Annotated in this window: 21 protein-coding genes, 1 other RNA gene and 2 pseudogenes; 15 read left to right on the top strand and 9 right to left on the bottom strand. The window is 63.0% G+C overall.

Annotated features, from left to right (window positions below; translation table 11 throughout):
- Positions 1–30 precede the first annotated feature (30 nt).
- Positions 31–1,764 carry a DUF429 domain-containing protein gene (gene relZ, locus ACEWX3_RS04285; RefSeq protein WP_207064681.1) on the top strand — a complete coding sequence of 578 codons (1,734 nt, stop codon included), beginning with the start codon at positions 31–33 and terminating at the stop codon, positions 1,762–1,764.
- Positions 1,765–1,795: 31 nt separating this feature from the next.
- On the opposite strand, the gene ACEWX3_RS04280 is transcribed toward relZ, so the two are convergent.
- The 4 genes from ACEWX3_RS04280 to ACEWX3_RS04265 form a co-directional block, all read right to left on the bottom strand.
- The gene (locus ACEWX3_RS04280) at positions 1,796–1,996 is read right to left on the bottom strand and encodes a hypothetical protein (RefSeq protein ID WP_374158742.1); all 201 of its coding nucleotides are present in this window, start codon (positions 1,994–1,996) and stop codon (positions 1,796–1,798) included.
- A gap of 488 nt (positions 1,997–2,484) precedes the next feature.
- Entirely contained in the window at positions 2,485–2,973 is a 489-nt protein-coding gene (locus ACEWX3_RS04275; protein WP_306666500.1) for an SDR family oxidoreductase, read from the bottom strand.
- Positions 2,970–3,272 (bottom strand): SDR family oxidoreductase, encoded by a 303-nt coding sequence (locus tag ACEWX3_RS04270; protein ID WP_084182408.1) that lies wholly within the window; start codon positions 3,270–3,272, stop codon positions 2,970–2,972. Before ACEWX3_RS04270 ends, ACEWX3_RS04275 begins: the two co-directional genes overlap by 4 nt.
- Before the next feature lie 72 nt (positions 3,273–3,344).
- Positions 3,345–4,118 (bottom strand): hypothetical protein, encoded by a 774-nt coding sequence (locus ACEWX3_RS04265; protein WP_185296625.1) that lies wholly within the window; start codon positions 4,116–4,118, stop codon positions 3,345–3,347.
- Here ACEWX3_RS04265 and ACEWX3_RS04260 point away from each other — a divergent pair.
- From ACEWX3_RS04260 to ACEWX3_RS04220, 9 genes and pseudogenes are all read left to right on the top strand, one after another.
- Positions 4,017–4,516: pseudogene (locus tag ACEWX3_RS04260) on the top strand (ISL3 family transposase); the annotation flags it as partial. The gene ACEWX3_RS04265 and the pseudogene ACEWX3_RS04260 overlap by 102 nt on opposite strands.
- Before the next feature lie 69 nt (positions 4,517–4,585).
- Complete coding sequence (locus ACEWX3_RS04255; RefSeq protein WP_313883108.1) at positions 4,586–5,539, top strand: LysR substrate-binding domain-containing protein; 954 nt, start codon at positions 4,586–4,588, stop codon at positions 5,537–5,539.
- Between the two features lie 225 nt (positions 5,540–5,764).
- On the top strand, positions 5,765–7,204 hold the full coding sequence (locus tag ACEWX3_RS04250; RefSeq protein WP_082902014.1) for an NAD(P)/FAD-dependent oxidoreductase: 1,440 nt from the start codon (positions 5,765–5,767) through the stop codon (positions 7,202–7,204).
- On the top strand, positions 7,197–7,988 hold the full coding sequence (locus ACEWX3_RS04245; RefSeq protein ID WP_067991389.1) for an FAD-dependent oxidoreductase: 792 nt from the start codon (positions 7,197–7,199) through the stop codon (positions 7,986–7,988). Before ACEWX3_RS04250 ends, ACEWX3_RS04245 begins: the two co-directional genes overlap by 8 nt.
- 251 nt (positions 7,989–8,239) lie before the next feature.
- Positions 8,240–9,097: a class II fructose-bisphosphate aldolase gene (locus ACEWX3_RS04240; protein ID WP_067991392.1), complete on the top strand. Its 858-nt coding sequence runs from the start codon at positions 8,240–8,242 to the stop codon at positions 9,095–9,097.
- The gene (locus ACEWX3_RS04235; RefSeq protein WP_073908053.1) at positions 9,094–9,906 is read left to right on the top strand and encodes an HAD-IA family hydrolase; all 813 of its coding nucleotides are present in this window, start codon (positions 9,094–9,096) and stop codon (positions 9,904–9,906) included. The genes ACEWX3_RS04240 and ACEWX3_RS04235 overlap by 4 nt, the downstream gene beginning before the upstream one ends.
- Before the next feature lie 19 nt (positions 9,907–9,925).
- Positions 9,926–11,116, top strand: coding sequence for an ethanolamine utilization protein EutH (locus tag ACEWX3_RS04230; protein ID WP_374158741.1), 1,191 nt, complete (start codon positions 9,926–9,928; stop codon positions 11,114–11,116).
- A gap of 15 nt (positions 11,117–11,131) precedes the next feature.
- Positions 11,132–12,115, top strand: coding sequence for a phosphotransferase (locus ACEWX3_RS04225; RefSeq protein WP_073908056.1), 984 nt, complete (start codon positions 11,132–11,134; stop codon positions 12,113–12,115).
- Positions 12,106–13,428 (top strand): transaldolase, encoded by a 1,323-nt coding sequence (locus ACEWX3_RS04220; RefSeq protein ID WP_142242313.1) that lies wholly within the window; start codon positions 12,106–12,108, stop codon positions 13,426–13,428. The genes ACEWX3_RS04225 and ACEWX3_RS04220 overlap by 10 nt, the downstream gene beginning before the upstream one ends.
- 465 nt (positions 13,429–13,893) lie before the next feature.
- Here ACEWX3_RS04220 and ACEWX3_RS04215 read toward each other — a convergent pair whose 3' ends face one another.
- The 3 genes from ACEWX3_RS04215 to ACEWX3_RS04205 all read right to left on the bottom strand — a co-directional run bounded on the left by ACEWX3_RS04215 (position 13,894) and on the right by ACEWX3_RS04205 (position 16,593).
- The gene (locus ACEWX3_RS04215) at positions 13,894–14,979 is read right to left on the bottom strand and encodes an IS630 family transposase (protein WP_036376233.1); all 1,086 of its coding nucleotides are present in this window, start codon (positions 14,977–14,979) and stop codon (positions 13,894–13,896) included.
- Between the two features lie 33 nt (positions 14,980–15,012).
- An RNA gene (gene rnpB / locus ACEWX3_RS04210) (RNase P RNA component class A) lies at positions 15,013–15,209 on the bottom strand.
- A gap of 52 nt (positions 15,210–15,261) precedes the next feature.
- Positions 15,262–16,593, bottom strand: a complete 1,332-nt coding sequence (locus tag ACEWX3_RS04205; RefSeq protein WP_163676268.1) for an IS256 family transposase — start codon at positions 16,591–16,593, stop codon at positions 15,262–15,264.
- Positions 16,594–17,134: 541 nt separating this feature from the next.
- Here ACEWX3_RS04205 and ACEWX3_RS04200 point away from each other — a divergent pair.
- The 4 genes and pseudogenes from ACEWX3_RS04200 to ACEWX3_RS04185 all read left to right on the top strand — a co-directional run.
- Complete coding sequence (locus tag ACEWX3_RS04200) at positions 17,135–17,290, top strand: three-helix bundle dimerization domain-containing protein (RefSeq protein WP_374158740.1); 156 nt, start codon at positions 17,135–17,137, stop codon at positions 17,288–17,290.
- Between the two features lie 108 nt (positions 17,291–17,398).
- Complete coding sequence (locus ACEWX3_RS04195; RefSeq protein WP_070356439.1) at positions 17,399–18,760, top strand: DDE-type integrase/transposase/recombinase; 1,362 nt, start codon at positions 17,399–17,401, stop codon at positions 18,758–18,760.
- Positions 18,757–19,614: an IS21-like element helper ATPase IstB gene (istB, locus tag ACEWX3_RS04190; protein ID WP_070356438.1), complete on the top strand. Its 858-nt coding sequence runs from the start codon at positions 18,757–18,759 to the stop codon at positions 19,612–19,614. Before ACEWX3_RS04195 ends, istB begins: the two co-directional genes overlap by 4 nt.
- Before the next feature lie 62 nt (positions 19,615–19,676).
- Positions 19,677–19,766 (top strand): annotated as a pseudogene (locus ACEWX3_RS04185) (three-helix bundle dimerization domain-containing protein); the annotation flags it as partial.
- A gap of 132 nt (positions 19,767–19,898) precedes the next feature.
- Here the strand turns inward: ACEWX3_RS04185 and ACEWX3_RS04180 are convergent.
- Complete coding sequence (locus ACEWX3_RS04180; protein ID WP_036376238.1) at positions 19,899–20,627, bottom strand: creatininase family protein; 729 nt, start codon at positions 20,625–20,627, stop codon at positions 19,899–19,901.
- Positions 20,624–21,826, bottom strand: coding sequence for a hypothetical protein (locus ACEWX3_RS04175; RefSeq protein ID WP_067991398.1), 1,203 nt, complete (start codon positions 21,824–21,826; stop codon positions 20,624–20,626). Before ACEWX3_RS04175 ends, ACEWX3_RS04180 begins: the two co-directional genes overlap by 4 nt.
- 167 nt (positions 21,827–21,993) lie before the next feature.
- Here ACEWX3_RS04175 and ACEWX3_RS04170 point away from each other — a divergent pair, with 167 nt between their 5' ends.
- Positions 21,994–22,326, top strand: a complete 333-nt coding sequence (locus tag ACEWX3_RS04170) for a hypothetical protein (protein ID WP_036376243.1) — start codon at positions 21,994–21,996, stop codon at positions 22,324–22,326.
- The last annotated feature ends 89 nt before the right edge of the window (positions 22,327–22,415 follow it).

Here is a 22,415-nt window from a genome sequence, read left to right as displayed (position 1 = left end):
AGCCTATCGGCCGTGCGGCACAGTAGAGCCGTGCACTTCGTCGGTCTGGACCTCGCCTGGGGTCAACGCAAACCCACCGGGGTGGCTGTCGTCGACGGCAGCGGCCGGCTCGTGTCTGCTTCTGCGGCCACCGATGACGCCAGCATCCGCGCCGCCGTAGGGACCTATACCGAGGGTGACTGTGTCGTCGGCATCGACGCGCCGATCGTCGTCACCAACCCGAGTGGGCAACGCCCTGCCGAACGCGCCCTGAACGCCGACTTCGCCCGCTTCCAGGCCGGCGCGCATCCGTCCAACACCGGGAAGCCCGAATTCGCGCACGGCACCCGGGCGGGGCGCCTGGCCGACGACCTGGAACTCGACATCGATCCGCACGGCGGCCGGCCGCGCCGTGCCATCGAGGTCTATCCCCACGCCGCCACGGTCGCGTTGTTCCGGCTGGGCCGCACCCTGAAGTACAAGGCCAAGCAGGGCCGCAGCGTGGCGCAGCTGCGCGCCGAACTGCTCCGGCTGATGGAGCACATCGAGGGGCTCGCCAGCGCCGACCCGCCGCTGCGCGTCGTCGACTGCGAGGACTGGGTCCAGTTGCGCGCCGCCGCCGAGAAGGCCGAACGCAAGAGCGAGCTGCGGCGCGTCGAGGACCCCGTCGATGCGGTGCTGTGCGCCTACGTCGCCTACTACTCCGAGCGCCGGCCCTCGGAGGTGACCGTGTACGGCGACGCGGCGACCGGCTTCATCGTGACGCCGACGCTGCCGTCGGATCTGGAACCGGCCCCGCCGGAACCCACGCCCGGGACCGTGCACGATGCCATCGCGACGTTCGCCGATCGTCGACCACAGCTGGCGCGGTCGACCGAGCACTACCTCTCGGTGGTCACCAGCCTGCTCGACGACGCCGGGATCAACTATCTGAGCGTCACGGCACGCACCAAGACGGTGGCGTCGTTCGCGGCGAAAGCCGACCGGCACCTCGACGGACGACGGCTCTACACCGACCCGCTCTCCGAGATCACCGACCAGATCGGGTTGCGGGTGATTACCTACCTGCGCGACGACGTCGCCGCCGTCGCCAATCTGCTTGGAGAGGAGATGCGACTGCTCGACGACCGCGACATGGGCGTCGAGACCGCCAGCGAGGGCAGGTGGGGGTACGCCAGCAGGCATCTGCTGGTGGCTGTCGAGGGCGAGCAACAGCCGGCGTCGGTGCAGGTCCGCACGATCTTGCAGCACGCCTGGGCGGAATTCGAGCACGACATTCGCTACAAAGGCTCGATTCCGGAGGAGGACGCACCCGATCTGGACCGCCGTTTCACGCTGGCGGCCGGTCTGCTGGAGTTGGCCGACCGTGAGTTTTCGGCCATCCGTGAGCGGCTGCGCTCCACCGGGCCTACGGAGCGCGCGCCGCTGGAGACGTCTGATCCGAGGATTCCGACGCCGGTGCTGGCGACCTACCTCGGCAACCGGTTCCCGGAGGCGGGTTGGTCGCGGACCGACCATTACGCCTGGATCGCCGGACTGTTGCTGGACCTCGGGATCGACTCGGTCGACGAGGTGGACGCCGTGCTGAACGGTGTGGACACCGACCGGGTGAACGCCTCGATGGGCTACCACTATCCGGCCGGCGCGGTGCGTCGTCTCGATGACGTGTTGCTGGCGGTGTTCGGTACCCGCTACATCGACCTGCCCGGCAATGCGCATCGTACGAAGCTGCTGCACAACAGGTTTGCCCGGATTTCCAGCATCGAATCCGGCAAGGCCGACTAGGTCCGGCTGGCTGGTGCGGGTGAAGGCCCAGTCAGAACGGGGGCGGCCTGTTGTGCTCGGCGGCTCTCTCCTCGTTGAGCTTGCGCTCCGCAGCGATGGCTCGGATCCTGTTCTGCGCGCGAGTTTGTCGACGCCGCGGCATCAGCGCGCCGCGCGCGTCACTGGAGTCGAGCTCCGGCGGGTCACCCGGCCACAGCTCGCCGGTGGGCCGGCACAACGAGGGAAACAGCAAGGCACTGCCCGGCTTTGTCGTGTAGACGTGCCCCGTTGGACTGGTCCAGATCACGGTGCCGTCGGGCAGCTGACGGTCGCGCCAACCGGTCGGCCCGCTCCAGAAGGTTTTCAGCAGATGATGAAAACGGCACAGGCACTTGAGGTTGGTGACAAGTCGTTAATACGTCCCAGTCCCGTGGGTTCGTTCGGACTGAAGGGGTTTCATCGGGAGCCCACGGTGTTTTGGTGTTGCGGGCCTGGCTATGGGGTGTGTTCGGGCAGTGTGAACCGTCTGTAAGTATTTGCATGGCTGGCCCTGTGCTGGCTGACAGGATCGCTGTCGCCCTCCTGATTGGGTGTGACTCGTGAATCGTCGGGCCCCCGTGAAGGGTGCTCTTCCGAGGATCTGTCCATCCGATCGGGGGCGGCAACGCCGGCCCGGTCCTGCTTCGGTGGCTTGATTGGAATCCTGCCCGACTCGTTGCCGCGGGTCGCACCCCTGTGTTACTAGTGAACGGCTGCTGGCCTCATCATCCGTTGTGTGACCTTCAGCATGACCCGTCTTGGCATAAAGCGGTAACAGCAGGCAAGTAAACTGTTCCGTGCACCCGATACAACGGTAGGGGTGGACTTAGAAACAGCACTAAGGGCAGCGTCTACAACTTGTTTTGGCGTCTGTCGCGCTTCCGACATGAACTGCTCACCCGAGCGTGCGAAAAACTCGGTCTCGGTTGGTCCCGGGCATACGGTCAACACACGGACGCCGGCTTCGCGGGTTTCCTGCCATAGAGCCTCGGTGAAAGAGAGGACAAACGCCTTCGTTGCTCCATACACCGCCATGCTGGGAGTTGGTTGGAACGCGGCGGTCGAAGCGATGTTGATGACAAGGTCGTGGCCTGCCTTCACCATTCCCGGAAGGAACCGCGCAGTCAGGTCTACTACAGTTATACTATTAAGTTGAATTTGCGCTAAATGCGTTTCAATATTCTGAGTCAAAAATCACCATGAATACCTGCGCCCGCGTTATTTATCAGAACATCGATATGCCGGTCGAGTAAGGCTACTTGCCGAGAAATCTCCGCTCCCGATTGAGGAGTCGACAAATCGGCTTCTATCAAATCAATACGGACGCGAGGTTTGCGCTTGTTGAGCACGTCGCGGACTTCAGCGAGCCTATCGGTATTACGTGCCACCAAGACGAGGTCGACCTCTCGATCAGCGAGCTGTGCTGCGAACTCTGCGCCTATGCCGCCGCTTGCTCCCGTAATTAGTGCAGTAGTTCCGGGTCGTATCATTTGCGTCTCCTTATATAACTAATGGCTTGCTTCTATTCGCCCGTGTCAACTTGTTGATGGCGCTCAGGATGATCAGCTCAGTGACTGCCACAACGAGCGGTAGGTCACGCGAGTCCCACCAGGCCAAGTTTCCTCAGGTCCGCTATCGTATTTCGCGACGAGGCCCGGAGTAATGTGCGGGATGGACGAGGTGCCATTACCCGATTCTCGGAGAGCTGTGGCAAATTTATCCGCCGGGACGGCTGAGCCGCTCAGCGCAGTTTGCGGTTGCCGGTAGCCGTCCATCAGTGTGTAGACGGAGTACTTCCGTAATGATTCTGGCAGTCCGCGGACAGCAGTATCGAACCGCATAAACCAATCACCATAGTGGTCGATGCGTCGGATCGGCTCGCCCGCTTCAATGAGCCAGTCGACGATGACATCCAACGATACGGCGTCTTCATGCGGGTTGACGACGTTGTACGAATGAAACCCTTCTTCGAACTGTGAGCCAAGTGCTGCAACTGCCGCAGCGACGAAATCTGCCGGCAGGCCGTCAAAGTGAGCGGTAATCCTGGATTCTGCGTTTTCGGCGGAATAGAAGGAGCGCGGTGCGATACCGGTCGCCAGGAGGCTCAAGATTAGCCGGGTAAAGGGGCTCTTCGCAGTTGAGGGTGTAGAGGTGATCGGCGCGTCGCTGCCGGATAGGGGTCGAGGTCTCTCGAAGATGAAGGTTCCTACACGCCTCATCCGAAAGACCTCGACGTGCCCAACGCTACCGGTCGAGCGGGCTTCGCCTGCGCTGACCTGACCACTTTCTGCCGCCTCGACGACCTCGGGTTGGAGGTGACCGGCCAGCAGGTCCACCCCGATCACGCGGTACTGGCGTGCCGAGTCACCGACGAGGACCGCTGGTCCGCCGCTGCGGCGAGGAAGGCCGTGCCCGTGACAGCCTCACCCGAGAACTGGCTCATGAGCCGTTCGGGCGCCCCACCACACTGCTGGTCACGATCCGTTGCTACCGCTGCGCCGGCTGTGCCCGTGTGTGGCGCCAAGACCTCAGCAACGCCGCCGAACCACGCGCCAAGCTATCCCGGAGCGCTCTGCAGTGGGCGCTCAAAGCCATTGTCTGCCAACACCTGACCGTCACCGGCGTCGCCGAAGCCTTGGCAGTATCGTGGAACACCGCCAACAACGCCGTCCTGGCCGAAGGCCAGCGAGTGCTGATCGCCGACCCGGCCCGCTTCGACGGCGTGCGCGTGATAAGGCAGCGTGAGATTCATCGACTTCACGCCAGCGCCGGTTCGGGCGCTTCAAAGCGATTCAGGCTGGTCATGTCGCCCCGACTAGGGAACTATGACGTCATGCCGACACTGATGGATGTGTGGGATTCCACACGGATGAGGTTGCTGATCGAACTGGATCGGGCTTCGAGCCTCTCCGCAGCGGCTGCTGCCATCGGAATCAGCCAGCCTTCGGCCAGCGAGCATTTACGTCTGTTGAACTCGGCAGCCGGCGAGCCCGTAGCCGAACGTTCTGGTCGGTCACTGGTACTGACCCCCGCGGGCCAGATCCTGGCACGCTGCGCTTCGCAGGCACTGGCCAGCCTCGCTGCAGGTGAATCAACGCTGGCCGCGCGCGCCGGATTGCGATCGGGAGTGTTATCCGTCGGCGCGTCGTCGGTGCCAGGTACTTACATCTTGCCCGCTGTCGTCGCGTCTTTCATCGCCCGCTGCCCAGACGTCGCCGTGAGGGTCTCCGTCGGTTCGACTGAAGCCGTGATGGAGTGGCTACACAAGGGGCGGATTACTCTTGCCATCATCTGCAGTGAGTCCAAGTTGCCCGGTCTTCGCTCCGAGAGCATCGGCGCTGACGAGATCGTCGGCATCTGCAGTCCCGGCGCAGTCGACATCTCCTCCGATGGCTGCGTTTCCCTCGACCAGTTGAAGTCTCGAACACTGTTGGTTCAGGAACATGGTTCGAGCACCCGTGCGCAAGCCCTGCGGCTGCACACGGCAGATCCGGGTTGGGGTGCGGTGTGGGAGATGGGCTCGATCGACGCGATCAAGCGCGTAGCTCGCCAGAGCACCGGAATCGGGTTCGTTTCCATTTATGCCATTACGGATGAGCGACGGCGCGGTGAGCTCGTCGACTTCACGGTCTCGGGGGTCGATTGGGGCCAGCGGGATGTCCGTGCGGTGACATTGCGGAACGTAGTCCAGGCACCCGCTGATCGATACTTCCAGGCGCTGCTCACCGAAGCGATCGCCAAGGGATCTGGAACCTGAGGCGTCGCCAGCCCGTAGCTGGCCACCGCTTCACCCTGCCCGCTGTGAATGTGCGCGTTGGCTACCGTCCACCTATTGGTAATTCCGAGGTCCGATCTCGGTCATATGCCATTTGCATATATACGACGCCGTTTCCTTGGCCTTTGATATCGGCTAATCCTATTCTTCGGTGGACGTCCAAATGGGCAGTGGGTGGACCAAGATTTAATCGAATGAGGTGCCAGATTGTCGTTGCGAGACAACGCTGTTGACGTCTTGATCATCGGCGCAGGGGTGGTGGGAACATCGATCGCGCGGGAGCTCTCGCTCCTCGACATCGACGTCGCCGTGGTTGAGCGATGGCACGACGTCGGAGAAGAGACGTCCAAAGCCAATAGTGGTGTGGCCAACTGCGGATGGTCGGCTGCCCCGGGCAGCCTGGAAGCGCAGCTGATCCTGGCTTCGGCGCCCCAGTGGGAGAAGATCGCGGAAGATCTCGGTGTCGCCTTCCGTCGTGTGGGAATCACGATGCTCGCATTGACCGAGGACGAGGTCAAAGAGTTGCCGAAGTGGGCCGAACGTGCCCAGAAAAACGGGGTCGACGCCCATCTCCTGACTGGGGACGAGGTGTCTCAGGAGGCACCGCACGCGTCCACCAAAACGCTCGCGGGCCTCCACATCCCCGACGAAGGCGTGGTCGACTCGGTGCGCCTATCGGTGGCCTATGCCGAGCAGGCTGCGCTCAACGGTGTCCGTTTCTACTTCTCGGAACCGGTCAAGAGCGCGAAGAACGACGACGGCCGGGTGTTGTCCGTCGAGACTTCACGACGAACCTTCCGGCCCAGGTTCGTGGTGAACGCCGCCGGGCTCGGTGCCGACCAGGTGTCGCGCGCACTCGGCGGCGAAGAGTTCACGGTCACGCCGCGACGCGGACAGTGGGCGTTGCTCGACCGCGAATTCGGCGCCCAGGTCCCGGGCATGCTGACCGGGGTCCCGGGGAAGCTTGGGCACGGCCCGATGGTGCTGCCCACCGCGCACGGCTCGGTGTTGTTGGGACCGACAGCCGAAGACCAAGACGACAAGCTCGACCGGTCAACGGATGAGGACGGGCTCGACGCCGTCCTGCGTCGGTGCATGGACATGATGCCGTCTATCGACTTGAGCTATGTGACCAAACGTTTTGCCGGCGTGCGCGCCAATTCCGATCCGACCTATCGCATCGGATGGTCGGAGTCTGCCGAGAATCTCTTGCAAGTCGCCGGAATTCGCTCCACTGGCGTCTCGGCTTCGCCGGGGATTGGCCCGTACGTGACCACCCTGCTCTGGGAACGAGGCCTTAGCACCCATGCGGCGCCGAATCCTGTTCGCACCCTGAGTTACTCTAGCCCGCTCTGGCAGGACCTGGATTGTGCACGCGCAGCCGCCGACCCGCTCGGGCGCACCGTCATCTGCGCGTGCGAGAAGGTCACTGCGGCTGATATTCACCAAGCGCTGTCATCGCCTTTGCCCGCGACGTCGATCGCCGGCGTCGCCCGCCGAACACACGCAACATGGGGCCGGTGCCAAGGTTCAGCGTGTCTGTCCGGTGTTTCGTTCATCACCTCGCTCTACACGGGCCATGAGCCCTGGCAGATCCCATATCACGAAGAAGGCTCCGACTTGGGGGTGGGAAACACCAATGACTGACGTGATGGTGGCCGGCGGTGGCCGCTGTGGACTTCACGCGTCCCGGATGCTGGCCGAACGAGGGTTGACGGTGACTCTGGTGGAACGACTCCCACAGGCCGGGGGGCAGGAGCCTGAGCGCGATGCGGCGACACTGGTCAAAGCGGCACAAGCCGCGGGTGTCAAGCTGGTCTTGGGCACGCTGGCAGTCGAATACCGTAACGGAAGCCTGTCGACACTGGGTATCGACGGCGCCACCAGCACCGCTATCACAGCGCTCGTTCTCGCGACTGGAACGCGACCCCGAACCCGAGCTGAGCTCAACATCGGTGGTGAGCGAGGAAGTGGCGTGTTGCCGGGATCAGCAGCCCTTCACTTTCTGGACGCCGGCTTACTGCCTGGCCGTCGACCCGTCGTTATCGGTGCCGGCGAGTTGGCGCATCACCTGAGCAGCAAGCTGCTGAGCAAGGGTGCTGAGCGAGTGACCGTGGTGACTGCCGGGCCGGGAACAGGTGTATGGCAAGCAGGCGTGCAGGTATACGACCAGGCGACTCCCAAAGCCGTGCTTGGCTTTCCGCGCCTTCACACTCTCGTGATCGAGACTGCGGACGGTCCTGTAGAGCTTCACGCGGACTCGGTGATCCTGGCCGCCGGGCGAATTCCTATGCGCAACATCGAGGGAGCCGTGTTCTCCGACGCTCCGACGGTCTACGAGTGCTTTTCAACGGCGGATCCAAAGACAGATCACGAGTCGCTGGCTGTGGCGACCGAAACCGTCCGTCAAATAGACAGCCGCCTCCGCTGAGGCACGAACACTGGAGAAGATCATGCAAGTCTTGTCGCCCGTAGGGAGATTCCCCGTAACCGTCGACGGTGTCCATATCCAAGACCGCCGTATTGTCGTGAAGGCCTCGCTGGGTGCGTGGCGATCCGAGGTCACGCTAGAGAGATCCGATCTACCACTGGTGTCCGTCGTTCTGGCAGTTCTGGGCGTTGTACCGCTGGCCGCCTTCGGTATCGGACGCTGGTCAACCTCCTCGAAACGGACGAAATAAATTGGCAAGCAACATTTTCAACGAGATCGTCAGTGCGGCGCTGGCCGGTCACTACGGCGTCCTGGGGCTCAATGTCTTTGATGAGTTGACATTGCGAACCGCCGTTGAGGCTGCAGAGGCAGAGAAAGCGCCGATCATCATCCAGACATCTGTGAAGACAGTGAAATCCATTGGCGCAAGGCGCCTATCGGATCATTTCAAGCTGGTATCCTCAGCTTCCGGATCGCCGGTGTCACTGCACCTGGACCACTGCCCGGACCGGGGTGTCATCTCAGAATGCATCCGCGAGGGCTGGGATTCGGTGTTGTTCGATGCATCCCACTTGTCGTTGGGCGAGGCGACTGCCCAGACCAAAGAGGTGGTGGAGGAAGCTCACGCCCGCGGGGTGAACGTCGAAGGCGAGGTCGAGGGAATCCAAGGCGTCGAGGACGGCATCGGCAGCGACGACGCTCCTACTCTGTACCCGCTCGAGAAGGTCATCGAGTTCATCAATGTCACCGGGATCGACTGTTTCGCACCAGCCATCGGAAACGCACACGGCCTCTATAAGCAAGAGCCCCAGCTGGATATCCAGCGGGTCCGGGATCTCGTCGCCGCCACAAACATCCCTATGGCCTTGCACGGCGGATCGGGACTCTCTGCAGAACAATTCGGCGAACTGATCGCCGCGGGGTGTGCAAAGGTCAACATTTCGACCGCATTGAAGCGTGCCTTTATCGAGGGATACCGAAATTATCTCACTGCGCACCCCTCGGCCGCGGAACCGCTGACAGTAATCGCGCAAGTACGGCAAGACCTTCAACAGATCGTGGTCCACTACATCCGACAGTTCGGCAGTGCCGGCTCGGTGTCGTCGTGAAAGCGCTTATTCTCGACTGCGATGGTGTTCTTGCCGACACCGAACGGGACGGCCATCGAGTCGCGTTCAATAGGGTTTTTGCGGAAAACAAAGTCGCATTCCAGTGGACCGACGAGACTTACCGGCAGGCTCTGCAGGTCGGCGGCGGCAAGGAGCGGCTACGCGCTCTCCTATCCCGAGAATTCCTCGAGCAACACGAACTCACCAATGGAATCGAACTCGAAACCCTGATCGCGACATGGCATCGGCGAAAGACCGAACTATATGTCGAATTGCTCGACTCTGGTGCAATTAAGGCTCGCTCCGGCGTTCGACGGTTGTCTCGCGAAGCGCTTCGACAAGGTTGGCTACTCGCAGTCGCGTCGACCTCTGCGCACGAATCAGTCCGTGCGGTCCTGAACAAGGTGATGGGAGCGGACCTGGCCGGCCACTTCACTGTGTGCGCGGGCGATGATGTTCAGCTGAAGAAGCCTGCACCGGACATTTATCTGCTTGCCCTCAATCGGTTGGGCGTCAAGGCCGGGGACGCAGTTGTTGTCGAGGACTCCGCGATAGGTGTACAGGCGGCGCTCACAGCCGGCATCACTGCTGTAATCGCGACACCAAGCACTTACACGATCCATGAAGATCTCAGCGCTGCAGCAGTGGTCGTCAGCGAGCTCGGAGACCCGGGCCAACCGATACAGAACGCTGGGAAAGGTTTGGACGAGAGCATGACTGACGGAGTAGTCGAATACAGACATCTATTAGAACTCCTGAACGTCAAGGCTCCGCATACAGAAGTGAGGGGTCATGCAAATAGTCAGTAACATAGTTCTCTACACCATGATGGCGTTCGTCCTCATCGGTGCTGCATTTGCGATACGTAACAGTGATTCCGGAATTGGGAAGGAATTTCTTCAAGGTATTCATTCCATCGGCCACTTGTTCGTCCCGGTAGCGGGGATCATGGCGTCCATCCCATACCTGACCACCGCGGTCGAGAAGGGCGCCGGGCCGATCTGGCAAGCATTGGGGGCCGACCCTTCGATCGCGGCAACCACATTCATCGCTTCCGATATGGGCGGGTATCAACTTGCCTTCGCTACGGCGGGTGATAGCGGAGCGTGGATCACGGCAATGGTGACAGGGTTCATGGCCGGTGCGACGATTGTGTTCACCGTCCCCGTTGGTCTCGCGATGCTACAGAAGACCGACCAGCGATACATGGCATTGGGCATCATGTCGGGCGTGCTCACAATCCCGATCGGGGTCTTGGTGACCATGGTGATCATAATGATCACGCGTCCGCTCATCCGTGGAGATGTGCGAACAACCGGGCCTTCGGAGACTGTGATTGACGGCCTCAACATTCAAGAGCTACTCGCCAATCTGCTCCCCCTGCTGCTGATCGTCGTAGCCATCGCCGCCGGACTGAAGTTCGCACCGGGATTTATGATCAAGGCGTTCATCATCTTTGGCCGCCTGATCGATGCGGCCGTGAAGATAATCCTCGCACTGTCGATCGTCGAGTACTTCACCGGTATCTTCACGAAGATGTTCGGAGCGTGGGGATTCGAGCCGATCATTGCCACGGCGGATGACCACTTCCGTGCCCTCGAGGTCGTCGGTGCGGTCGGAATCATGCTCGCAGGTGCGTTTCCCATGGTCTACGCGATCAACAAATTTCTCGCCGGGCCACTGAGCCGCCTGGGGAATCGGGTAGGAATCGGCGAAACCGGAGTCACCGGAATGCTCGGCGGTGCTGCAAATGCGCTCGCGCTCTTCCACGTCGTCAAGAACATGTCGCCGCGGGATAAGGTGATATCGATCGCGTTCGTGGTATGTGGTGGCTTCTTGCTGGGCGATCACCTGTCATTCACGGCCAACTTCCAGCCAAACTTGATCGGCGCTGTGCTCGTAGGAAAGCTGACTGCGGCCATTCTCGCCATCGTCCTGGCACGCTACATCGCGGTACCCACCGCTGAGCGATTGGCTCAGAAGGACGAACCGTTCCTCGACTCCGGCACACACGCGTAGCGGCCAGGGCGACCCATGACTAACTCAGATTCCACCGCACAGCGTGACTTGGAAACCGTCGTTCGAGCGCAATGGCCGAGCCGACCCTGGAAGTCGGTCGCGCTAGACGGCGGCATGACGAATCGTAATTGGCGGGTCACCGTCGAATCAGATTCCAGTGGCGCACAAGAGGATTTCGCCGTTCAACTGTTGCTCTCCAACGAGCTCGCAGCGCGTATCGGAATCAACCGCCACACTCAGAAGCAGGTAATGCCGATTGTCGAAGAACTGAAGCTGGGCCCGAAACTCGTGGCATGGCGACAAGGCGATCCATGTGCTCTGATCACTGACTTCCTCGAGAACGCCGGCGCATCCGGACCCGAAGACCGCTCGCGGGTAATCACCCTGGCTGCCGCCGCATTGTCTCGACTGCATAAGAACACCCGCGGGACTCGGTTGCGAAACTACATCTCGGACCCGTTCGATGGCGCTGAGTGGCTATTCCGGAGGGTCGAGGAATTGATCCCGCAGGCGTCCGCTCCCTTCACGTGGGCGATCGAATTGAGTAGGCGCTGCCAGCGGGCTCGAGGCACGTACGAACCCTGCTTGCTACACGCAGACCTTTCGGTTGGCAACGTGCTGGTCTCGCAGTCGGGCGTAAGCCTCATCGATTGGGAGTATGCGGGCGGCGGAGACAGGTTCTTCGATTGTGGTGATTTTGCCGAGAAGTGGGAGTTGAGTGCCGTCGAGGAACGCCAATTCGCCGACGAGTACAACTCGACGGGGGATTCACTCGAATATCTGCTCGCGGCTCTGCGAATGTATCGCTTCCACAGCCGCTTGCGCGAGGCGCTATGGGCGGCGGCGGCCAGCACCACGCACTTCACCGAGTTCGACCATTCCGCCTATAGCCGCGCCTGTATGACGCGCCTGGACGACATCGCCGCCAGCAAAGCGTTCCAAGACAGCCTAAGTCTGGTAAAAGCCACCACTGAGATAAAGGAAGTGCAGTGCTCGTAACATCCCTTCACCCAAACCTCGACTCCGCCACAGTGATCAGGGAACGACAGTTGCGGGTCGAGTCGGGGGCCTCGGAATACGTTCACGCAGTTCACCCCTCGATCCTGGCGCAGGTCGAGACTGGTTCGGCGGTGAATGTCTCTGCTCGCTTCCGCGAGGTTGTTGATCTGTTCGAGCCGAAGCGAGAATCCACACCAGCCGGTTTCCGTGTGGAGACCACCGGGACACACTCTGTCACCCTGGATCTCGTTCGCGATATCGGCTATGCCCGGGATGGGCAACGTAGGCCGACGTCATTGCTGTTCTCGGCAGACTCTGCCAACCCGTACGAAATCGCCGAATGTCGCGATCTGATTGCCAATGTGACCTGCAATCCGGGGATCGTCTACGACCTTTTTCTCAACAACCCGGAGGCCAACGTTGGCGGCCAATTCTCTGATCTCAACGAAGTGTTACAGGCAATAGGAGACGAGGTCGGCCCCGGGTGTGACATCTCCGTCGAACTCCACGATCCGTACGAACAGGACTTCGCCAAGATACTCGACGAGATTCAGATGTACGAGGATATCCTGTCGCGCTACCGCCTGGTGGTCAAAGTCCCTCATACAGGAGCGATCTCACCCTCAGCTTCGAGTCAGCTCCTGACTGGCGATGGTCTACTGAACAACCGATACTATGACGGATCTCCCGAGGATCTCCTACGCGGACATTCCTTGGCGCACAAGCTGCATGAGTTGGGTCACCGCGTCAACTTCACGCTTATGTTCGAGCCGTATCAGACACCTCTCGCATTGCAGATCCGGCCATATTTCATCAACGCTTTCATACGTAACCGGCTCAGTGCCACGCGTCGTATATCGGGGTTGCTGGCCGCATTCGAAGCCACTGAGGATTCCTGGTTCATCAGAGAACTTCGGCAGTACTTGATTGCGAACCACTACTTGGGTAAGGGCGACGCTGAACTCGACCTCCTTGAAACCCTGTCTCAGGCCAAGCGGATGGTGGCTTATCGCCACAATGAAAGCAGCGATGGCTTGGACAGCGCTCGTGCCTCAGTGCGCTGGCTGCGCGCATCAAATCTGCCTGATTCACGATTGATCGTCTGTTCTCTCGACGGAGACACGCTGTTCCCGATGGTGATGTCGATGCTGGTCGAGCCAGAGTTCATCGATCTCCAGGATCGCGTGTTACTCACGACTGATCCACGCTATTTGGCGCGCTGGGCGAGCAGCCCCCATGTCATCAGCTATCAACAGAGATTTTTGAAGGCGTGCGAAGGAAGTGTGTCACGAGTGCCTTCTTCCGCGAGTTGAGTGGCGAGAAGGGCGGGGTTTGACCCCGGGCACCGGATAGGTGTGGAGTCGTAAACAACTCTCCACGTGTTCCGCCGCGCTGCACTTTTCTGGGGAACCCCAGTTGGCTACGGGGCAGAACACCTGCCCGTCCGCTTGCGGCGTGCCCGGTGCCACTGGTCTTCGACACCTGACCTCACCGAATGTTTCATAGCCGGATCGTAAGCTGCCGTGCGTGGTCGCTGCGTAGCAGAGGGATTCAGCGTCCATATATCGCGTGGTGAATAGCGGTGGGACGAGTTGGCCTGTAAGCCGGATTCTGTACCTCGCCGGGATCTTCCGGCGAGGTGGCGACCATCCATCTGGACACACCGTCGCCGGGTGCCTCAAGCGGCCTACCCGCAAACTCGGGCGAGCAGCCCTTGAACGCTTGCGCAGCCACAACCAGGTTGCGGCCTTCTTGGCCTTGCTTCGGGTGGGGTTTACCTAGTGTCCTGAGTCATTAATTCGGGTGCAGTAGTTGGCGATGTTGGCCAGGATTTGGTCGGCGGTCTTGGTCCAGACGTAGGGCCGGGGGTTGTTGTTCCAGTGCTGGATCCAGGCGCGGATGTCGGCGTTGAGTTGGCGTACCGAGGTGTGGGTTCCGCGGCGCAGTTTCTTGGTAGTCAGTTCCGCGATCCAGCGTTCGACGAGGTTGAGCCAGCTGGAGCTTGTCGGTGTGAAGTGCAGGACGAACCGGGGATGGTTTGTCAGCCAACGCTTTACCGCCGGCGTCTTGTGGGTGGAGGCGTTGTCGAGGACGACGTGGCAGTCCAGATCGGCGGGGACTTCGGCGTCGATCTTTTTGAGGAAGGCCAGGAATTCCTGGCTACGGTGCCGGGCGTGAAGCGAGCCGATGACCTGGCCGGTGGCCAGATCCAACGCCGCGTACAGGCTCGACGTACCGTGACGGACGTAGTCGTGGCTGGCACGCGCCGGGGTGCCTGGCAGCATCGGGAACACCGGCGCGGTGCGATTGAGTGCCTGGATCTGGGTTTTCTCATCCACACACAGCACCACCGCGCGTTCGGGCGGGTCGAGGTAGAGCCCGACGACGTCACGGACCTTCTCCACGAACAAGGGATCTTTCGACAGCTTCCACGAGTCCTGTTTGTGCGGCGCCAATCCGAACGCCCGCCAGACACGGGAGACCATCGATTGACTCAACCCGAGATGCTCGGCCATCGACCGCGTCGACCAGTGCGTAGCGTCCTTGGGAGCAGACTCCAGCGTCTGGGTGATCAACGCCTTGATCTGCTCGTCACCCACGACCCGCGGCCGGCCTGGACGCGGTTCGTCGAGCAGGCCGTCACAGCGCAACTCCACGAACCGATTGCGCCACCGTTTCACCGTTGACCGCGAGACCCCCAGGTTGGCCGCCAACTCTGTGTTGGACCCGCCGTCGGCAGCCGCCAACACAATTCGCGACCGCAGTGCCAACCCCGCCGCACTGCTCCGACGCCGCGCCCACCCCTCCAACTCGGCACGTTCAGTATCGGTCAACACGATCGCAGCAGCCTGAGGAGTGGGCATGACCCAGTCTAACAACTGAGCCGTAATTAATGACTCAGGACACTAGCCATCCCGGTCACCCGGGATGCTGGTGCGCTCTTACCGCACCGTTTCACCCTTACCTCCCTTGCGGGTGGCGGTCTACTTTCTGTGGCACTGTCCCGCGGGTTTCCCCGGATTGCCGTTGACAAGCACACTGCTCTGTGACGTCCGGACTTTCCTCGATACCAGTAAAGAAAGTTCTCACATTGCAGGTCAGAGACGTTGGGTCCGTCAGATTAACGGTGTAAGCGGCATCTTCGGTTAGGTGGTTTCGCTGCCCGGCATGCGGTCGGCGAAGGTGATCGCGAAGGCGTTCAGTGCTGGTTTCCAGCGCATGGTCCATCGCTTCTGTCCGGTCCCGGTCGGGTCCAGTGACCGGGTGACCAAGTATAGGCATTTCAGCGCTGCCTGCTCGGTCGGGAAATGACCGCGGGCCCGGACAGCGCGCCGGTAGCGGGCGTTCAACGATTCAATGGCGTTGGTCGAACAGATCACCTTCCTTATCTCGGTGTCGTAGTCCAGGAACGGTATGAATTCACTCCAGGCGTTGCGCCACAACCTAATTGCTGCCGGATATCGGTTACCCCACTCGGCCTCGAACGCGTCCAGCGCCGCCGCTGCAGCCTCAGCGTTGACCGCGGTGTAGATCGGTCGCAACGCCTTGGCGATCGCGTCGCGGTGCTGGCGCCCGGCGTAGCGGAACGTGCCGCGGATCAAATGGATGACACACGTCTGCACGACCGTGTCGGGAAACGCCGCGCCTACCGATTGCGGCAACCCTTTGAGTCCGTCGCAGACCAGGAAGAAGATGTCGGCCACCCCGCGGTTCTTCAACTCGGTCAGCACGGCCAGCCAGTACTTGGCCGACTCCCCGTCGCCCTCGCCGGCCCACATCCCCAGTACGTCGCGGTGCCCGGCCAGATCCACCCCGATTGCCGCGTAGACCGGGCGGGGGCCGACCTGGCCGTCGCGGATCTTGACGTGCAGGGCGTCGATGAACACCGCGGCGTACACGCGCTCCAGCGGGCGGGTGTGCCAGGCAGTCATCTCCTCGACCACACGGTCAGTGATCCGACTGATCGTGTCCTTGGAGACTGCCGCACCGTAGATGTCGGCGAAATGGGCGCTGATCTCGCCGGTGGTCAGCCCGCGGGCATACAACGACAACACCACCTCATCAACATCGGTCAGGCGGCGTTGACGCTTCTTGACGATCTCGGGTTCGAAGCTGCCCGCCCGGTCGCGCGGCACATCGATCTCGATCTGCCCGCACGCATCGGTGAGCACGGTCTTAGCACGGGTTCCGTTGCGGGAGTTGCCCGAGCCGTACCCGGCCGGATCGTGACGGTCATAGCCCAGATGCTCGGACAATTCCTCGTCCAGGGCGGTCTCGATGACCGTCTTGGTCATCGCCTTGAGCAACCCACCCGGACCGGTCAGCGATACGCCGGCCTCGCGGGCCTGACGCACCAGCTCCCGGGCGACCTCGAGCTCGTCGACCTCACGGCTATCCGGGACTGCAATGGCCGCTGCGGCGGCCTCATCATCGGGATTCTGTGATAGCTCCACAGCCACGACAGTTTCGGTCATCATGCGACCTTTCCGGCCCCGACACACCGGGGCCGATCAGGCCGTTTACACCCTTACTGCGACAGTCCCGAGACGTTCTTTTATCCGCGACTTGATGGTTGGCGTCGGCTCGTGTTGCCACTGCCGGGCGGGCTGTCGACTGGGTTGCCGGTGGCGGTTGTCGTGCTGGCGGACGCGATGAGGCTGTGGATCGTCGCGGTGGCTGTTGATCTGCGGGCGTCGGATGATTGTCCTGGCTGCTTGGTCGTACGGGCGGCGGACGGAGGGTGAAGCGTAGCGACCGGCGCGGACGGGAGCGCCAGCGGACGGGAGCACAGGGAGCGAAGCGAAGCCCGCAGGGAGCCGCCAAAGTGACGGAACCGTGGTCAGAGATGAGGTGATGGCGTGCGTGGGCGACGACGTGCCAGTGCGGTGGTGGACACGACTGCCGAGAGCGTTCGGTGATTCGGCCCGGTGTCGGTGGCTGTGAGGTCGTCGGCACAGGTCCGTGCGCTGGCTGCGGTGTGTTGACGGCGCTGCCGTGGTGTGGGGATGCTGGTGGGTGATGAGTGCGGTGGCCGAGCAGACGCTACTGATGGAGATCACGGGCACGCTGGTGCAGGATTTTCCTGGCACTACCCGCGTGGACATTGATGCTGCGGTGCGGCGGGCGTATGCGCGGTTCGATGCGATGACCGCGCTCACTGAATTTCCCCACTGACGCTCATCGAAATTCCCCACCCGTGTGGCTCCGCCGAGAAGGGCGGGCCTCCCTCGAAGCTGCTGGTGTCTGACGCCAGTTGCTCCATCGAAGGAGGCCCGCTTTCTCATGCTCACATGGGAGGACGATGTGGAAGTACATGCCCTGCACAAACGTGGTTGGACGATCTCGGCGATCGCCCGCCACACCGGCTTCGACCGCAAGACGGTCCGCAAGTATCTGGCCGGTGACGGCACGCCCGGGGTCCGCGCCCGGCCCGACCCGGATCCATTCGATCCGTTCGTCGACTACATCACCGCGAGGCTGACCGAGGACCCGCACCTGTGGGCCCGCACCCTGTTCGACGAACTGGAGGACCTGGGGTTCGGGTTGTCGTATCAGAGCCTGACCCGCAACATCCGCGCCCGCAGCCTGCGCCCGGTCTGTGAGGCTTGCCGGACCGCCACGCAGCGCCCGAACGCGGTGATCCCGCACGAGCCCGGGGATGAAACCCAATGGGACTGGCTGGAATTGCCCGATCCACCGCAGTCGTGGGGCTGGGGCAAGACCGCGCACCTGCTGGTCGGCTCGCTGGCGCATTCCGGGAAGTGGCGCGGCTATCTGGCGCCCTCGGAGGATCAGCCGCATCTGGTCGCCGGCCTGGACCGCGTCACCCGCGGCCTCGGTGGACTCACGCGAGTGTGGCGCTTCGATCGGATGGCGACCGTGTGTGACCCCGGCTCGGGTCGGGTGACGGCATCGTTCGCCGGGGTGGCCAAGCACTACGGCGTCGCGGTGGCGATCTGCCCGGCCCGGCGCGGCAACCGCAAGGGCGTGGTGGAGAAGGTCAATCACACCGCCGCGCAACGCTGGTGGCGCACCCTGGCCGACGAGGCCACCGTGGAGGCGGCCCAGGCCAGCGTGGATCGCTTCGCCCGGGTCCGTGGTGACACCCGAATGCGGGCCACCGCTGACGGGCGGTCCTCGGTCGCTGTCGTGGCCAAGGCCGAACCGCTACACCCGGCGCCGGCGCAGGCGTATCCCGTCATCGTCTCCGAGCGTCGGACCGCGTCCCGGCAGGCATTGGTGCCCTACCGCGGCAATCGCTACTCGGTGCCCCCGGAACTGGCCGCCGCCCAGGTCGTGGTGTCCCATCCGGTCGGCGGCGAGTTCTGCGACATCGCCACCACGAGCGGGATCATCGTCGCTCGCCACCGGATGGCCGCCGACGGGCTTGGGGTGATGGTGCGTGACAGCGGGCATGTCATCGCCTTGGACACCGCGGCGATGGCCACCGCAGCCACCGGGCGTCCGCATCGCCGCAAGGAACGCATCCCACCGGGACCGGCCGCCAAAGCCGCTGCCGCGCAACTGCTTGCAATCAAGCGGCCATCCACCACCGCAATTGAAACATCGACTCCGTCAACCGATTCCACCGTCATCGACTTGTCCGCCTACGAGCGGGCCGCCCAGAACAGGACCATCCAATGACCGCCACGCCGCCCAACGCCACGACCACCACCACAACCGCCACCCAGGAGTCGCCGTCGGCGGCGGCGAGCCGCTATCAGCAGCTGCGCTCACACCTGGCCGAACTCAAACTCACCGCGGCCGCCGAAGCGCTGCCCGCGGTGCTCGACCAGGCCACCGCCGAAGGCCTGTCCCTGACCGTCGCATTGGAGCGGCTGCTGGCCGTGGAAGTCGAGGCCTCCACCGCCCGCCGACTGGCCGGCCGGTTGCGGTTCGCCTGCCTGCCCACACCGGCCACCCTGGCCGACTTCGACGTCGACTCCGCTGCCGGGATCGACCGCAAGCTCATCGACGAACTGGGCACCTGCCGCTACCTGGAATCGGCGACCAACATCCTGCTCATCGGGCCACCGGGCACCGGCAAGACGCATCTGTCCGTCGGATTGGCCCGCGCTGCAGCACACGCCGGCTACCGGACCTACTTCACCACCGCCGCCGACCTGGCCGCCCGGTGTCATCGCGCAGCGATCGAGGGGCGCTGGGCCACCACGATGCGGTTCTTCGCCGGTCCGACGCTGCTGGTGATCGATGAGCTGGGGTACTTGCCGTTGCCCGCCGAAGCCGCCTCGGCGTTGTTTCAGGTTGTCTCCCAACGGTATTTGAAGACCAGCATCGTCATCACCACCAACCGCGGGGTGGGAGCCTGGGGTGAGATCCTCGGCGACACCACCGTGGCCGCCGCCATGCTCGACCGCCTGCTGCACCGCTCGGTCGTCATCAACCTCGACGGCGAGTCCTACCGGCTACGCGACCATCACGCTGCCGCTGAAACCCTACGCCGGACCACCACCGGCACCCGCCAACAACTACACTGACCGCTGCTCACAGGTGAGGAATTTCGGCGAGCACAGCCGGGGATTTTCGATGAGCGCCGTCAGCGAGTCGGATCCGGGATTTCGTTCCGCTGTTTGTCGAGAAACGCGCGCGCCGCGATCCTCGGGAGCGGTGTTCGGCCGCTTTAGTCTGAGGCTTGTCTGAAGTCGCCCCCTGTCGTTAAGGCTGGGGGCGACGCCTCGTTTCGGGATACACCAGGGGCTGTTTCGGTTCGTGGCAGTGCTGTGTTCCGGCAGGTGGCGGGGGCCTTGCTGCGCTGCGGTGCCTAGGTTCGGCGCACCATGGTGAGGAGGTCGATGAGGGTGGCGGCGTGGCAGCCGAGGTGGTCGAGGGCGGCGTGCCCTTTGGCTTCGGTCGCCAGTGAGGGGTAGCCGATGACGCCGGTGGTGGTGTAGGCGCTGATGCCGAGGGTGGTCAGGTGGCGCCGGTCGGTGGCGGTGTGATCGGTCTGTGCCCAGCCGTCGCGCAGGTAGTCGGGGTGGCTGGCGAGGAGGATGGAGGTTTCGAGTTCGCCGGCGTGCATATCGTCGTGGTTGCTGCTGGTGATGGCGGCGGCAGTGCGGGCCTCGGTCCAGTCTTCACGACTCGGATACAGGCCCACGTTCAGCGGGCCGGCGGGCTGGTTGGCTTGCTGCACGACATTGGTGAGCACGGCGTTGCCGCCGTGCGCGTTCACCACAATCAACCCACGCATGCCCTGGCCGGTCAGGGACTGGCCGATATCGGCGATGATCGCGGCCAGGGTGGTGGCGCTGATACTGATGGTGCCGGGGTAGGCAGCGTGTTCATGTGAGCAGCCGAACGTGATCGGCGGCAGCGCTAGAACCTGGTGGTGCTCGGTGATGGCTGCGGTGATCGCGCAGGCGATCAGGGTGTCGGTGCCCAACGGTAGGTGGGGGCCGTGCTGCTCGAAGGCCCCCACCGGCAGCACCGCGACCGCGCTGGTCGCGGCGGGGTCGGTGGTGGTGAGGTCGGGGATGATGTCGTGGCTCACGACGGGTCTCCTTGGGTGGCGTTTCGGATGCGTGCACCGAGTGCTTGTAGCAGCGGGTCGGCGTCGTTGCGGCGGCGGTTACGCACGAGCGTGTGTGCCCGGGCAAGATGTCGGTGCGCGCGTTGTGAGGGTGCTGATTGGTAGGCGGGGATCGCGGTGTCGGCCAACACCAGCGCGAGGCGGTATTCGCGCACAGCGATGTAGGCGTGCAGCAGCCGCATATCGGCCACGGCGCGGTCGCGATGCTGCTGGGAGGTCCACTGCGCGTGATGACCGGTGAGCAGTTCCAGCGCCTTGTCGTTGTTGCCGAGCCGTAGATGCCCGGCGGCGATGTCGCTGGCCACATAGGCGGCGTGGGCATAGGGGGCCCGATCACCAGGCACCGGGTCGATATCACCGAGATCGAGTGCGGCGGCAGCGTGCCGGTAGAAACTGCGTTCATCACCATTGTGCAGCGCGGCCAGGGCCTGCTGGCGGGCAATGCTGGCCTTCAAGCGCCCCGCTTCGCGGCCCTCGACGAGTTCGGCGGCGTCGGCGGCCAGATCGACGGCCAGACTCGCCTCACTGTGGGCCAGAATGTTGGATTGGCGCATCAAGATCATCGCCTGCACCTCGGGGCTGGCCATCCGCAGGTGCAGAAACGCCTTATGCGTCAAAGTTTGGGCGGCGGCGTGATCACCGAGGTCTTGGGCGATCCAGCCGGCCACCTCGGCGATCGTTCCGGCCGCCTCAGTCACCGCGCGTTTGAGCCGTCGCGGCGCCGTTTTGATGAGGGCTTCGACGGTATCGAGATCACGTTCCACCAACGGGCGGGCGTGCTGCGGGCCGAGAGCATGTTCGGCCTCAATATGCGCCGAGCGTTGCGCCGTGATCACCGCCAGGATGTCCTCGTCGACAGGCAGCCGCAACAACAACGGGTGCGGCAGCGGTGAGGCGATCGGCACGCTGAACAATTCATCAGGCTCGCGGCCAAACACCGCGGCCAAATCGGCGCGCCACATGTCGCCGAACGCACCGCCACGCTCGATACTCAGAATCATCTGACGCAACGATTCCCGCTGCGGGATCTCGGTATCGCCGCGTAGCCGGCGAACGTTCTGCACCTCCACAGCCAGCTCATTGAGGCTGAACCCGTACTCGGCGCGCGCATCGCGAAGCCGCTGCGCGTTGCGCGCACGGTTCGGATCGGCGGCGGCCATCTTTCGATCATGCCTGACACATCAGCGCAGCTCAGCACTGCCGTGCGCGTGTCGGGGTGCTACCGGCTGTTACTGGCTGTCACTTCCGGCGACCACCACCCGAGGGCTGTCCTGGGATCGCGGCACACACGACCGCACACCACAACCCAGTAAAGGACAGCAGAACAATGCGTTTGAGAATCGATACCTCCGGGACACGGTTCATCGTCACCCGGGCGGCCGAGCCGCGACTCAACTTCGAGACGGGCAGCCCCAAAATCGACACCTCCACCGGCCTGCCCCAGCATTCGGTGCAGCTGCTGGCATTGGACGACACCGGCGGCGAAGTGTTGAACGTGACGGTAGCCGGAGACCCGAACGTCACGGTCACCCAACCGGTGTCGGTGACCAGCCTGGTCGCCATCCCCTGGGCGCAAGGTGATCGCAGCGGCGTGGCCTTCCGCGCCGATGCCATCACCGGCGCCACGACAGGTGAGCAGGGGTCGCGCACCCAGAAATAACACCCCGCGGCCGAGGCGCGGCACCAAGAGCGTGTCACGCCCGGCCCCGGGTCTGTCGTCGACCACTTCGCTCACGAAGGGCACCTGCA

The organism is Mycobacterium sp. G7A2, assembly GCF_041902445.1.
Taxonomy (GTDB): Bacteria; Actinomycetota; Actinomycetes; order Mycobacteriales; family Mycobacteriaceae; genus Mycobacterium.
The sequence above is the reverse complement of the archived record's forward strand: the minus strand, read 5'-3'. Positions and strand labels throughout refer to the sequence as shown.

Bases quoted from the DNA above. Each gene is read 5' to 3' on its own strand.
- ACEWX3_RS04230 (WP_374158741.1), top strand. From the start codon at position 9,926: ATGGCGTTCGTCCTCATCGGTGCTGCATTTGCGATACGTAACAGTGAT.
- ACEWX3_RS04215 (WP_036376233.1), bottom strand. From the start codon at position 14,979: ATGCCCACTCCTCAGGCTGCTGCGATCGTGTTGACCGATACTGAACGT.
- ACEWX3_RS04225 (WP_073908056.1), top strand. From the start codon at position 11,132: ATGACTAACTCAGATTCCACCGCACAGCGTGACTTGGAAACCGTCGTT.
- ACEWX3_RS04270 (WP_084182408.1), bottom strand. From the start codon at position 3,272: ATGATACGACCCGGAACTACTGCACTAATTACGGGAGCAAGCGGCGGC.
- ACEWX3_RS04200 (WP_374158740.1), top strand. From the start codon at position 17,135: ATGAGTGCGGTGGCCGAGCAGACGCTACTGATGGAGATCACGGGCACG.
- ACEWX3_RS04175 (WP_067991398.1), bottom strand. From the start codon at position 21,826: ATGGCCGCCGCCGATCCGAACCGTGCGCGCAACGCGCAGCGGCTTCGC.
- ACEWX3_RS04245 (WP_067991389.1), top strand. From the start codon at position 7,197: ATGACTGACGTGATGGTGGCCGGCGGTGGCCGCTGTGGACTTCACGCG.
- istB (WP_070356438.1), top strand. From the start codon at position 18,757: ATGACCGCCACGCCGCCCAACGCCACGACCACCACCACAACCGCCACC.
- ACEWX3_RS04255 (WP_313883108.1), top strand. From the start codon at position 4,586: ATGTCGCCCCGACTAGGGAACTATGACGTCATGCCGACACTGATGGAT.
- ACEWX3_RS04170 (WP_036376243.1), top strand. From the start codon at position 21,994: ATGCGTTTGAGAATCGATACCTCCGGGACACGGTTCATCGTCACCCGG.
- ACEWX3_RS04205 (WP_163676268.1), bottom strand. From the start codon at position 16,593: ATGATGACCGAAACTGTCGTGGCTGTGGAGCTATCACAGAATCCCGAT.
- ACEWX3_RS04195 (WP_070356439.1), top strand. From the start codon at position 17,399: ATGCTCACATGGGAGGACGATGTGGAAGTACATGCCCTGCACAAACGT.